The organism is Synechococcus sp. H55.9 (assembly GCF_047462355.1).
GTDB lineage: Bacteria > Cyanobacteriota > Cyanobacteriia > Thermostichales > Thermostichaceae > Thermostichus.
This window is the reverse complement of record NZ_JANSJB010000030.1, coordinates 1-13,066: the sequence shown is the minus strand read 5'-3', so window position 1 is coordinate 13,066 and position 13,066 is coordinate 1. Positions and strand designations below refer to the sequence as shown.

At 59.6% G+C, this 13,066-nt stretch carries 10 protein-coding genes; 5 read left to right on the top strand and 5 right to left on the bottom strand.

What is annotated here, in order from left to right:
- Nucleotides 1-201 precede the first annotated feature (201 nt).
- Nucleotides 202-804 carry a DnaJ domain-containing protein gene (locus NW857_RS05760; protein ID WP_414333913.1) on the top strand — a complete coding sequence of 201 codons (603 nt, stop codon included), beginning with the start codon at nucleotides 202-204 and terminating at the stop codon, nucleotides 802-804.
- Nucleotides 795-1,808: a hypothetical protein gene (locus NW857_RS05755; protein ID WP_414348620.1), complete on the top strand. Its 1,014-nt coding sequence runs from the start codon at nucleotides 795-797 to the stop codon at nucleotides 1,806-1,808. The genes NW857_RS05760 and NW857_RS05755 overlap by 10 nt, the downstream gene beginning before the upstream one ends.
- 166 nt (nucleotides 1,809-1,974) lie before the next feature.
- On the opposite strand, the gene NW857_RS05750 is transcribed toward NW857_RS05755, so the two are convergent.
- From NW857_RS05750 to NW857_RS05735, 4 genes are all read right to left on the bottom strand, one after another.
- The gene (locus NW857_RS05750) at nucleotides 1,975-2,967 is read right to left on the bottom strand and encodes a tyrosine-type recombinase/integrase (protein ID WP_414333909.1); all 993 of its coding nucleotides are present in this window, start codon (nucleotides 2,965-2,967) and stop codon (nucleotides 1,975-1,977) included.
- Between the two features lie 93 nt (nucleotides 2,968-3,060).
- Entirely contained in the window at nucleotides 3,061-4,416 is a 1,356-nt protein-coding gene (gene accC / locus NW857_RS05745; protein ID WP_414333908.1) for an acetyl-CoA carboxylase biotin carboxylase subunit, read from the bottom strand.
- Between the two features lie 144 nt (nucleotides 4,417-4,560).
- Nucleotides 4,561-5,670 (bottom strand): hypothetical protein, encoded by a 1,110-nt coding sequence (locus NW857_RS05740; protein WP_414368268.1) that lies wholly within the window; start codon nucleotides 5,668-5,670, stop codon nucleotides 4,561-4,563.
- Nucleotides 5,667-7,274, bottom strand: a complete 1,608-nt coding sequence (locus NW857_RS05735; protein ID WP_414368266.1) for a hypothetical protein — start codon at nucleotides 7,272-7,274, stop codon at nucleotides 5,667-5,669. The genes NW857_RS05740 and NW857_RS05735 overlap by 4 nt, the downstream gene beginning before the upstream one ends.
- A gap of 263 nt (nucleotides 7,275-7,537) precedes the next feature.
- On the opposite strand from NW857_RS05735, the gene NW857_RS05730 reads away from it, so the two are divergent.
- The 3 genes from NW857_RS05730 to NW857_RS05720 all read left to right on the top strand — a co-directional run bounded on the left by NW857_RS05730 (nucleotide 7,538) and on the right by NW857_RS05720 (nucleotide 12,358).
- Entirely contained in the window at nucleotides 7,538-7,918 is a 381-nt protein-coding gene (locus NW857_RS05730; RefSeq protein WP_414333931.1) for a cupin domain-containing protein, read from the top strand.
- Between the two features lie 137 nt (nucleotides 7,919-8,055).
- A complete protein-coding gene (locus tag NW857_RS05725; RefSeq protein WP_414368263.1) occupies nucleotides 8,056-10,002 on the top strand; it encodes a cellulose biosynthesis cyclic di-GMP-binding regulatory protein BcsB in 1,947 nt (648 codons plus the stop codon).
- Nucleotides 10,003-10,063: 61 nt separating this feature from the next.
- Nucleotides 10,064-12,358: a glycosyltransferase family 2 protein gene (locus NW857_RS05720; protein ID WP_414368261.1), complete on the top strand. Its 2,295-nt coding sequence runs from the start codon at nucleotides 10,064-10,066 to the stop codon at nucleotides 12,356-12,358.
- Between the two features lie 80 nt (nucleotides 12,359-12,438).
- Here NW857_RS05720 and NW857_RS05715 read toward each other — a convergent pair whose 3' ends face one another.
- Entirely contained in the window at nucleotides 12,439-12,708 is a 270-nt protein-coding gene (locus NW857_RS05715; RefSeq protein WP_414338274.1) for a hypothetical protein, read from the bottom strand.
- Nucleotides 12,709-13,066: the final 358 nt, after the last annotated feature.

Genomic DNA, 13,066 nt, shown 5'->3' with positions numbered 1-13,066 from the left:
CCCGTGCGGATCCGCTCCCCACACCAAGCTATCCAACTAGGCATCGCCATGGTGCATCCTATGTGGTGCAGGGCTTTACGGTTACCGACAACATTGTTACGCTAATTTGAGATTCTCTGCTTCATCGGGCAGATAAGTTCATGGGTAGCCTATGAGTTTTGTGCAGATTTGCACTTGGCATTGCTGACTTGAGGAGAAACCGTGCCCAGAAAAGCCACCAGCACAAAACCGAAAGCAACCAGGACAACCTCAAAAGAAGGAGCTGGGCCCGACCCGCAGGTGGCGATTGCCGCAGAAATCCAGCGTCTTTCGGATACTTATGGCATTTCTAAGGAACTCCTAGAGAATTTTGCCCGGTTTGTAGTCAGGCAGCTACAGCCACCGCCCCGGCTGTCTGTCAAAGAGCTGCAGAAAGCCATTTACAACCACTTTGGCGTTAAAAACGCAGCCGAGCTGAGAAAATCAGCCAGCTTCAGACTGGCAACCAGTGGTATGGGCAAACTGAACTTATCCAAAATAGACGATTTGGAGCGCATTTATCGTCAGCACATCGGGATCCTTCCCAACGAAGAGGGGGAAGAGGGGTATGGCTGCATCAATGGGATCAACATCTTCAAGTACGACTTGCCTTGGCGGGTTTTTGGGCTTGACCCTGACCGAGCTACCGATGAAGACATCAAAGCTGCTTTCTACCGCCTGAGCAAGATTTACCATCCCGATTCTCCGACGGGAGATGACAAAATTTTCCAGCGATTGACTCTTTTCTACAAAAGCCTTACGGAGAAGTTCGAGCAATGGCTATAGTCTATGTTTCCTCAAACAAGCTCGCCGATTTCTTGGGTATCAGCCTTGAGGAACTCAGGCAGATTGAAGCTCACTTTGACAGGATCCCCGATGATGAGTGGGAACTGGTGGAAGGTAAAGACTATCGTGTTATCAACAAAAGTTCTGGGCTAAGGGAATACACGCAGTCCGGCGCTTATGCCATTTTATCCTTTTTAAGATCTCGAACAGAGCAAGATCCCAAATCCTCTACAGGTACAAGCATTAGAAATTGGTTCAAGGAAGAGCATCGCAAGAAGCAGAAAGCTCTCGTGGATCACAGGATCCTTCAGAACAGCTCCTCTCTGGTCAAAAGACAAGATCAGTTTTGGTTATCTCTTCGAGATGTTGTGATGATCTTTGGAACTCGAACTGACTATCTTAAGAAGGCGCTTGAGCTTGCATCGAAGCAAAGTAAGTTAATCAAAGACATTCATTACACACGTTTTGGTAATGATGACACTGTTTACCTCTCTTTACGAGGTATCTATGAGCTTGCCAAGATTATGGGAGAGGTTCTCAAGCAAAACCACAGAAAAGACTGGTGTCAAGATGTTAGCGAACGCATTGAACCTCAGATTCAGGTAATCGTCAAGGCAATCCAGGATCGACAAAATCAGATAGAAAAGGCAAAAGATCTTGCAAGAAAAAGGGATAGAAATCTTTGTAGAGTTACTCGAAAAGCAGCCAGTAGCCTAACGGTTCATCATCTCTACTCTGAAGCGCACTATCCAAAGCTTGCAGCGAGTCTCTCCAACCTGATTACCATAGCCAACGAAGTGCACAGCCACTTTCATCAGTGGATGGGAGGTTTCAGCAAGCCATGTACAATTGATGACTTCATTAAGTATGTTCTGGAATACTACCCTGAGAACGGACATCTGATCATCTGGTTGGAGCAGCAGAAGGCCAGCCTTGGCCCGCAGTTGCCCATAGGAAAGGAGAGAGAACATGTGCTCTACCTTCCTCTCCAGCGTGTAACTTGAAATAACCCATCTCGATTGTTTTCAGGTCATTCCAAGCACCTTAGTCAGGTGTACCTGATTGATTTCTTTTCCGGGGTTGCCCTCTGGATGTCCGGTTTCCCTTCCTGTTAGCAATCTGAGCCTCTCCCTACTACAACAATAGAGACCATGGCACAACAAGGGATCCCTAAATCAAGCCCTGATCCAAGATCGCGCGGGAACGGGCAATAGCTGCTCTCAAGTTGGCCCGCTGGGTGTAGCGCATCGTCATGGCGGCAGTCGTATGGCCCAGCAAGTGCTGGATATGCTCAGGGGCAACGCCGCGATCCAGCAGCAGGGTGGCAAAGCTGTGGCGAAACTGGTGGGGGGTTTGGTGGCCCGGCTCAGGCTCGGTGAGCTTAAGCACAATATGACGTAGGCCATCGTAGGTGAGGGGACGACCCCGGTAGGCCGGGCAGCGGGATTGGGAGACAAACAAGGGATCCGTCGGCGCGCACGGGCCCCGTTCTTGGCTCAGATATTGTTGCAGCAGCTCGGAGAGGGGATCCCCGACCGCCACAGCGCGAGGTTTACTTCCCTTGCCACAGCGCACCTCCAACAGGGATCCCTCAGGGCTGATCTGAAAATCCTGTACTGTCAAGTCCAACAGCTCCTGCGCCCGTAGGCCGCACTCCAACAGCAGGCGGATCAAGGCTGCGTAGCGCAGAGAATGGCTTTGGGCCCGTTGCAGAACCCGCTGCAACAACAGCCGATCCAGGTCGCGAGGCAGACGAGCGGGCAGGCGGGCAGGTCGAATGGCCTGGGTGGGCAAGGGATCCGGAAAGTAGCCTCGCTGGCTGGCCCATTCAAAAAATTGTTGCAGCGCCAGCCGCTTCAGGTTGTAGGTAGCGGGAGAGGCAGGCGGATGGATCCACTGGCCCGAACGGTTGCGCAACGGACGCCCCCTCAAGCTGTTTAAAAAAGACTGAACGTGGGACGGCTGCACCTGTCCCAGCGGCACCGGGCAAGTTTTGGCAAACTGCTCCAGAGCAATGCGGTAGGTGCGGCGGCTGGCTGGGGCCAGATCCCGCTCCCGCTCCTGCAAAAATTGCAGCACCAACTGGCTGAGGCTGGGCACAGGGCAGCTCGGCTGACGCTGGAGATGGGCCTGTTGAACCGAGTCGGGCCGGGGATCCCTCATCTGCAAGACCAGCAACCCTCAACTCACGCTTAACTTTAACTTCCGGCAAGCCGCAGTTCAAAGCGGGATCCCAAACGACTTCTGATTGGATTGCTACTGGCTGGGTAGCAGGTGTTGGGTGATGAAATCCGTGTACACCTCGCCCCGCAAAAAAGCCTCGTGGCGCAGGATCTGCTGGTGGAAAGGGATCGTGGTGGGCACGCCGGTGATGGCGCATTCCCCCAGCGCCCGCTGCATGCGGCGGATAGCTGCCGCCCGGTTGGGCCCCCAGACGATCAGCTTGCCCAGCAGCGAATCGTAGTAGGGGGGAATGGTGTAGTCGGTGTAAATGTGGGAGTCCATGCGCACCCCCGGCCCCCCAGGGGGCAAATAGGCGCTGATGGTGCCCGCGCAAGGGCGAAACTGCTGCTTGGGATCCTCGGCGTTGATGCGGCACTCGATGGCATGGCCCCGCAGTTCCACATCCTTCTGGCGAAAGGTCAGGGGTTGACCTTGGGCGATGCGAATTTGCTCGGCAATCAAATCCAGCCCCGTCACCATCTCGGTAACCGGATGCTCCACCTGGATGCGGGTGTTCATCTCGATGAAGTAGAACTGGCCGTTTTTATCCAGCAAAAACTCCACCGTGCCCGCCCCCACGTAGTTCACCGCCTTGGCTGCCTTCACCGCTGCTGCTCCCATGCGGGCGCGCAAGCTCGTGGTCAAAGCCGGGCTGGGGGCCTCTTCCAGCAGCTTTTGGTGCCGCCGCTGAATTGAGCAATCCCGCTCGTACAGGTGCACCACATTGCCGTGGCTGTCGGCCAAGATCTGAAACTCCACATGGCGGGGGCGCTCGATAAACTTCTCCAGGTAGATGCCCCCATCGCCAAAGGCCGCCTGGGCTTCCCCCTGGGCGGTGCGCATCATCTTCAGCAATTCTTGGGCATCTCTGGCCACCCGCATGCCCCGCCCCCCGCCGCCGGCAGTGGCTTTGATGATCACGGGGTAACCGATTTTCTCCGCCAGCTTCACTGCTTCTTCATCAGAGGTGATCAAGCCGCGGCTGCCGGGCACGGTCGGCACGCCCACCGCTTGCATAGTCTCGCGGGCCGTGGCTTTGTCGGCCATTTTGCGCATCGCCTCTGGCGAGGGGCCGATGAAGATCAAGTTGTGGTCGGCACACATCTCGGCAAACTTGGCATTCTCCGCCAAGAACCCGTAGCCCGGGTGAATGGCATTGGCACCGCGGGTAAGGGCTGCCGAGATGATGTTGGGAATGTTGAGGTAGCTTTTGGCCACCGGGGCATCCCCTACACAGACGGCCTCGTCCGCCAGTTGGACATGCAGCGAGTTCTGATCCGCAGTGGAGTAGACGGCCACGGTGCGGATCCCCATTTCCTGACAGGTGCGGATGATGCGCAGGGCAATCTCGCCTCGGTTGGCGATCAGGATCTTGGTGATGGGCGGCATGAGGGGCGTTTGAGGTTAGAAAAATCTCGGCCGCTAAAGACCAGCGGTCCGTGCAAGGTAGGGTACGCAGGTGCTGATCCTACTATGGCAAGCAGACGGAAGGATCCAGATGGGGATCCCACATCTGGTCAATTCAGCCAACGCCTACACCCTCTGGGCAATAGCCGGCAAACCTACGCGGGCCCGGAATTGCCGGGCTGCCGTCAGCGCCCCATAGGGATCCCCCTTGTAGAGGCCGTAGTGCATCAGGGACATGCGCCGCAATCCCAGTTGCGACACCTCCTGCAGCCACTCTGGCCGGCTCATGATCGCGAAATCCCCCTGGACGGTGTCGGCCCGGCCACCGTTGGGGTGCTTGTCCTTAATCGAGGGCTCGTAGTGGGCCAGCATCAGGTTGCGGTGGATGGGGGCAAAGAGGCGGCAGCAGAGGCGGATCTGCTCGGGGTTACCCGGATCCGGGCCGTTTAGCTCCGGGTTAAACTCCCCCGGTCGCCGCTGGCGCATCGACTGGAAGGCGATCCCGTCCATTTGGCTCATCGTCTCGGCAAAAGGCTCCACCATGCTGCGCCCTGCCCCGCGGCGGCGATCGTCGAAGGTGGCAATCCAGCCGCCCCAGCAGAGGGCCACCTCGGCCTCGGGCAGCCGCTCCTTGATGGCCTGGCGGGCTCTTAAGACGTTGCGCATCAGGGCGCGGTAGTAGGGGGCAGTGTCGGCGTTGTAGGCGTCGGCAGGGACGCGCCAGTAGGAAAACTCAGTGGCCAGGCTCCAGTAGGTGGGGCGGCCCTGGGGGTTGGCTTGGGCAATATACCCGGCCAGCTCGGCTACGTCCTGGATAAACTGCGGCGAGAGGTGGTAGTCGCCGCAGGGGCGGGTGGTGTCGTCTTCCCAGGTGATGATGTGCAGGCTGTAGCCCCGCTCAAACCACTGCCGCAAAAGCCCCGCCTGGTGCCAGTTACGCCAGAAGGAGAGATCCCCCTGGCGGTGGTCAAAGCTGTTGAGCCAGCCACTCAAGAAATGGGGATCCCAGCCCCGCGCCACCGCCGCCACCTGCGGATCCGACTCGATTTCCCAGAGGAAGCGACCGGGATCCTCGCCAATGCCCACTTCCCAGCGGGCCAAGAGCTCTGACAAGTTCAGGTTTCCAGTGGTAACGTTCTCGAAGCCCTGACCACAGCCGGCAACTCCAGAGGCAGCCAGCAGCGCTCCGCCCATCTGCAGCACCTGTCGCCGCGGCCATTGCCGTTTCCAGATCATCTCGTTTCCTCCTCAAGCTCTGCCTGGCGGGCCCACAGCTGCACCTGCGGGGAGCTGTAGACCTCCCTAAAGCCCGGCAGCCCCTCAAAGGTAAGCTCAGGCCAAAATTGCAGGATGCGATCGGCGCTCCGCAAGGGATCCGCCGGCCCCGCCACCAGCAAGTAGTCCACCCGCTCCTGGGGGTGTTGCAGGGCCAAGGCAAACTCGTACTGGTGGGGGGTAAGGAACAAGCGGGGATCCCCCGCCCAAAAGATAGCCTCAAAGTGGATGTCGTCGTCCACCAACACCTTCTCGCCAGGCACCAGGTGGCGGCGGAGATATTCCCCTACTTGACGCTTTGCCTGCCGCTGCTGGCGCCACGCTTCCAAAGTCTGCCCCCCAGAGGTCACTTCGTACAGGTCTTGGGCCGCTCCCAACTCACGGCTAAGGGGCGCCACCCCTGCCACCAGCCGCTCCCAGAGATCCCGCTCCTCGAGCACCAGGGGCGCCAAAAATCGTGGCTCTTGGCTTAGCCCATAGCCAGCGGTAAGGCAGTTCAGCCCCAAAAGGGCGGTGATCAACAGGCGCTTGGCCCAGCCGGGGCCGGCTCCGCGGACTAAGTAGGCCCCCATCAGCAACGGCAGCGGCACCCAGACGAGACCAAAGCGGCTCAGCTCCGGCAAAAACAGCCCCTGGCCCAGGGAAGCCAGCAGAACCACCAGCGGCATCCCCCAGATCAAGGCCCCGACCCAGCGGCCTAGCAGGGATCCCATCCCCAACAGGAGATAGGCAGGGGCCAGCACCGCCAGCCACTTGCCCAGCTCCACCAGCCCTTGCCAGCCGCCGGCCTGCTGCAGGTCTTCCCGCAACTGCGGCAGGCGCAGGCCGCTACCCACCTGGTAGGTAAAAGCCCAGGGATCCCCCACCGCCAACCAGTTGACATACAGCCAGCTCAGGATCAGGGCCAGGCTGATAAACCCCACCACCAGCAGCGAGACCCAGCGAAACCCCCAAGATTCGCGGCGAAAAGCCACCAGCAGCAGTCCTGCCAGCCAGGGCAACAGCCAGCCGCTCTCCCAGCGCAGCACCATCAGCGGCCCCAAGGCCAGCCCAATGAGCAGCAGCCGCAGGGTAACGGGCAGCTCGTCCTTCTCCGCTGCCCGTTTCCCATCCGCCAGAGGGAACAACAAGGCCATGTTCACCCCCACTAAAAGCGAGGTGGCCGTCCAAACTGGGCTGCGCAGCAGCATCAGGAGCAAAGCCGGCTGCAGCAGCAGCAACAGGCCCCACAGCCAGCGCCACCCCAAGCCGACAGGCAAACGGCGCAACTGTTGCCCCATCCAGTCCAACACCAGGGATCCCAAAATGGCCTGCAACACCAGCGGCGAGCGCCCCAAAATGGCCGTGGCCAGCACCAGCGAAGGGGGAAAGGTGGTGCCGACAATGGGCAGGCGCGGATCCGGCCCCAGGGCGGCTACGGATCCCTTGTAGCTAAGGAACTGCATCTCCAGGCTCACCCAGCCCCAGCCTTCCTTTAGCCCCCACAAGAGGCCAGCTAGGAGCAGCAAGGGGATCCCTACCGGCGCCGCGAGCCGCAAGATGGCTTTAAGCCGGTTTACGAACATCCATGCCCCATGAACGAGTTTCACTAAACTTGACGGCCTAGGGCATTGGAACACCCTAGTTAATCCTAAAAGCAAGTTTTGCAAAAACTATTAGGAATGCAAGGGATAGCTAGTATTCCCCTTCTCGAGACTTTTTTTCTACGAGTTTTGGCGTATTGGGTTCAGCAAGATGGTCGATGAAAAGTTGCCGCGCTGCAGGTGAGGATGTGAGAGCCCCTGAAGTGGAACAAGGTGTGACCTCAATGCTACAGTCTGTGCGGGACATGGACAACGCGGCAATTCCGGCACTGGAGCTTTTGCCCTCCCAGGCTCAGACCCGCCCCTGGGGAGCCTTCTGGATCTTGGATGAAGGCCCGATGTATAAAATCAAGCGCATCGAGGTCAAGCCCGGCCATCGCCTTAGCCTGCAGATGCACTACCACCGCAGCGAGCACTGGATCGTGGTTCGGGGCACGGCGCGCGTTACCCGGGGCGAGGAGGTGGTGCTGCTTAACTCCAACGAGTCCACCTACATTCCCCCCTGCACCAAGCACCGTCTGGAAAACCCCGGCACCATCCCCTTGGTGATTATCGAGGTGCAGAACGGGGAATACTTGGGGGAGGACGACATCGTGCGCTTTGAGGACGACTACGCCCGCGCCTAGGAGAGTTCCTGAGGAAGGGGGCTTTCTTGTGGCCAGTTCATCACTCTTGCGCCATATACTCCTAGAAGTTTGGCGACTGCCCCCGCCGCAGGTGTAGGCTTTTTCTGTCGTCAGAGCAGGGGCTAGGGATCCCGCAGATGGCTAGGGTAAGGCAGAGAAGAGGAGGGTGGGGGCTGTTGGTGGCCGGCTTGCTCTGCTGCGTGCCAACAGAGGCAGTGGGGGCGGAGCCCCTTGCTTTCCAGAGGCTGGGCTACGAGCGTTCGGTGCTGCTGCAGGGATCCAACCCGCGCCTGGATGTCACCGTCCCTGCGCCCATCAACGGCATCGACCCAGAAGCCAGCTTTGTGCAGTTGCGCCTAGAACCTTCGCCGGTGCTCAAGCCCACTTCTACCGTGCGGGTGCTGATTAACGACGAGCTGGCGGGGATCTTTCTGGTGCAAGATCTGCGCCAGGAGCCGGTGGTGCGGGTGCCCATCCCTAACCTGCCGCCGGGTGAGCGCTTTATCACGGTGTCGGTGCAGCCGTTTTTGAGCATTAGCGACGACATCTGTGCCGACCTCAACACCGGCAACCTGCTGCTGAGGGTAGGGCGGGACAGTTTTTTTGAGCTGGTGCCCCGCGTGCCCGATGCTACAGTGGCCGGCTTTCTGCGCCTGATGTACCCCCAGCTCACGCTGGTGGTGCCCGCCAACCCCTCTCCTGAGGTGGCGGAAGCAGCGCTGGGCCTGTACAGCTTACTGGCCCACCTCTTCCCTCAGACCCCCATCCTCTGGAGCAACCGTCCAGGGGAGGGGCCTCAAGTGATTCTGGAGCCGGCCAACTTTACCCCCCACCTGCAGCATCAAGTAACTCCAGAGGGATCGCGGCTGCGGGTGGCCGCCCGCCGCGAGGCCATTCTTGCCCTCTATGAAGAGTGGAAGCGGGCGGGGCTGGTGAGCCGCGGCATCCGGGTGGCGGCGGTGGCGGACTGGAAGCGGGCTCTCAAGGCCAACCGCCTCAGCTTGCGGGAGTTGGGGATCGTGGATCCCCTGCTGCGGGGCTTTGGCAGCCAGTCTTTGGTTTTCAACTTCAACCTGGCGCAGTTGGGGGGGCGCCCGCGGGATCTGGCGGCCCAACTGGATGTGATCATGAACCCGGTGGATGGTCGGGCCGGGGATCGCCTGACGGGCTATGTGTTCTTCAACGGCGTTCTGCTGCGCACCTACAACCTCACCGGTCGCAGCCAGCTCAACGAGACCGTGACCCTGCCCACCCGCCTGCTGCGCCGCTTCAACCAACTGGAGCTGCGCTTTGACTACGGGGCCAGCCCCGGCAATTGCCAGGGATCCCTGACGCCGCTGACGGTTCAGGTGCGCTCGGATAGCTCCGGCTTTCTCTGGAGCGGCTACCAAGCCCCCAGTGGCGAGCTGCAGGAGATCCCGGCGGTGCTGCAGGGATCCGGACGGGTTTGGCTGGGGGATCCCCAACGGCTGCCGGCTGCCGCCTACCTGGTGGGGGCCTTGAGCCGGCTGGCCGCCCAACCGCTCCTGCCCACCCTTCAGTTTCTGCCCCAGGAAAAGACCCAGTTGGAAACAGGCGACTTCGCCTGGCAGATCCTTGTCGCTGCCCCGGAGCAGGTGGAGCTCCCTTACAGCCCCATCCGGCTGGGATCCCAGTTCGAGATCCTCAACCCCTTGAACCAGCAGGTGGCCCTGGCCGCCCAACCCCAGGAAAACCTCGGCCTCTTGCAGTACTTTTTGCTCCAAGGCAGGCCTACCCTCTGGCTATCCTGGTGGGGATCTGATCCGGCCCTGGCAGAGCGCCTCAGCCGCGGCCTTGCCGATCCACGCACCCGCCTGGCCAACCAACTGCAGGGAAATGTGCTCACCGCCTACGCCGCCGCCCCCGCCCTCACCCAGGTGCAGAGCTGGGATCTCACCCCCCAAGGCTACCGGGTGCGCTACCCAGGCCGCTTCAGTTGGCAGCTTTTGCTGTGGCAGTACCGCTATTGGCTGGTGCTGCTGCTGGCTATTCTGCTGGCAGCGGGAGCCTGGAATGTCTATCGCCGCTTGGCCCGCCGCCCCGAGTCGCCCATCCCTTCCTAGGGGGGGCTAGGCATGGGCTTGCGGTTGAGCCAGACTTGAGCCAAACCGCAGGTTTTAGGCCATGCTCCAGTCCCTTAAGTCCTCGCTTTTGCGCGCGGGCTATCTCACCCGCCAGCAACTGGCGGCAGCGGAGGAGTACCGCGAAGAGGTGGGCTGCTCCTTGCCCAGGGCTTTTTGGAGCTTGCGGGTCATGCATCCTGGCAAGTTTGCCGACCTGTGTCGCCAGATTTTGGATCGGCCCAAGCTGCGGGACTGGCTGCTCAAGCAGCCTCTAGATCTAGAGCTGCCTTGGCTAGTGGAACCCAGCGATCTCCTGCCGGTGCGCTTTTTGCCCTGTGGCTGGCTCAACCCGCAAACCGTTGTGGTGGCCACGGAAGAGCCCGGCTTTCCTGGCGTCTGGCAGGCTGTGAAACGCCTTTGCCCAGAGGCCGAAAAGCTGTGGGAGATCCCGGCCACCGAAAAGCAGATCTTGACAGTTATCCTCGAGCGCAAGCTGGCTGCTGAGCTGCTGGGCAGCCGCCTTACCCTGGAGCAGTGGCAGCAGGCTCTGGAGATCCGCCGCCGCACCGGATCCAGCCTGGGGCAGGTGCTGACCCGGCTGAGCTACCTCTCCACCCCCGAGTATCTCAGCATTCTGGCCCATTTGCTGGGCTACCCTTCCGTTTCGGAGCTGATGGGAACAGGGCTGCTCTACCGGGACGAGAGCCTGAGCCGCCAGTTCGATCCGGAGCTGATGATGCACCACCTCTTCTACCCCCTGAGCTGGAGCGACGAGCACACCTTCACCGTGATGGTCAACGACCCCCTGGACTGGGCGGTGGACGAGCTGCTCTACAGTTGGCGGCCAGGGTTGCGGATAGAAAAGGTGCTGGGCACCGAGCAGGATATCACCCAGCTCCTCAGCCAAGATCAGGGATCCCGCTTTAGCCAAGAGGCGGTGTACAAGCTGCTGGCCCGCCTGCCGGAGGAATCGGCCTCGCGGGTGTTTACCCCCTCGCAAATTGCCGTCGGCTATGGCCTGCTGCTGCTGCTGCTGTGGAGTTTGGCCAGCGCTCCCTGGACAACTCTGACGATCTTGGTGCTTTTGATTAACCTCTTCTACATAGCCTCGATTTTCTTCAAACTGCTGCTCAGCTTGGTGGGATCCGCCGATCGCTTCCACCAGATTACCGACGAAGAAGTGGCCGCCCTCGATGACCGCAGCTTGCCCATCTACACCATCCTGGTGCCGGTCTACAAAGAGCCGGAGGTGATGCCGATTCTCATCAACTCCCTCTCCAAGCTGGACTACCCCCACGAGCGCCTAGACGTGCTGATCCTGTTGGAAGAAAACGACCAGGCCACCATCGAGGCCGCCCGCGCCGCCAAGCCGCCCCGCTACGTGCGCCTATTGATCGTGCCGGATAGCAAGCCCAAGACCAAGCCCAAAGCCTGCAACTACGGCCTGGCCTTTGCCCGCGGCGAATACCTCACCATCTACGATGCCGAAGACATCCCCGATCCGGATCAACTGAAAAAAGCCATCATTGCCTTTAAAAAAGGGGATCCCAGCTTGGTCTGCGTCCAGGCGGCCCTCAACTATTTCAACCGCAACGAGAACTTTCTTACCCGCATGTTTACTCTGGAGTATTCCTATTGGTTTGATTACCTGCTGCCGGGCCTGGAAACCTTGAAAATGCCCATTCCTCTGGGGGGCACCAGCAACCACTTCCGCACCGACCGCCTGCGGGAATTGCAGGGATGGGATCCCTTTAACGTCACCGAAGATGCCGATCTAGGCATTCGCGCCAGCCAGCACGGCTACACGGTGGGGGTGATCAACTCCACCACCTACGAAGAGGCCAACTGCGCCCTTAAAAACTGGATCCGGCAGCGCTCCCGCTGGATCAAAGGCTATATGCAGACCTGGCTGGTGCACAACCGCAACCCGCTGCGCTCTTTGCGCAAGCTGGGCCTCAAGAACTGGCTGGCCTACCAATTTTTTATCGGCGGCAGCTTCTTCACCTTCCTCACCAGCCCCATCATGTGGCTGCTGTTTATTTACTGGCTGCTCACCCGCGCCCATTGGCTGCAAAACATCTTTCCCAGTTGGCTAATTTACTTGGGCTTGTTTAACCTCTTGGTGGGCAATGCCATTGGGATCTACTTGAACTTGGTGGCCGTTTTTCGGCGGGGCTACTACGACTTGGCTTTCTATGCTCTCCTCAACCCCATTTACTGGCAACTGCACTCCATGGCAGCCTACATGGCCCTGTGGCAGCTTTTTACCAAGCCCTTCTACTGGGAAAAAACCATCCATGGCTTGAGCAAATTCACCCACGCCAAAGTGCAGGAAGCCAGCCACAAACCCGCCTAGCCAGCCCCCTTCATCCCTACAGCAGGCGGTACCTCCTTCCCCTCTTCCAAGAGGGAGAGGGGCTAGGGGCGAGGGAAGCGCTAGAAGCCGTAGTCAGAATCGACGACGACAGCACAGCCGCGTGGGTGGCGGCAGCCGGCCATGATTACTTGGATTGCGAAATTGCCCTCATAGGGAGCCTGGACGATGGGGAAATCGTCCAAGAGCGTATCTTCCGCTACCACCCGACCGTTGCGATCGTAAAGCACCAGATCCACGTCGTGGCAGTCGAGGTCGCACTCGGCCCAGATGTTCTCGCCTGGGTAGAAATAACCGTTAACCCAGGTCGATTGCCCGTTCAGTAACCACAAGCTACTTTGGGCCCACGCTTCACCACCACCCAGGATTGCAGCCGCGCCGATCATGCCCGCTGCCAGCCAACCCCGCAGAGCAACCATCGGATTTTCCTCCTTCCATGAAGTTTTCTTTGCCGCAACAGGGATCCCTGCCCTACCTACACGCTAGCATTAACGTTTTCGCTCCCTGGCTGATTGCGATCACAGCCGGCATCTTCCTTACAAGTTGCAAAAAAGGGTTACAAAAGGGGATCCCAACTTGCGCAGGGATCCCTGAATTTCGATCAGAATGAGAGTGAGAAAACCTGCCCAAAGCCCTTGATTGTTCTCACTGGGGCAGCACCAGTTCTCCGCGGCGCCCCAGGGGATCGGT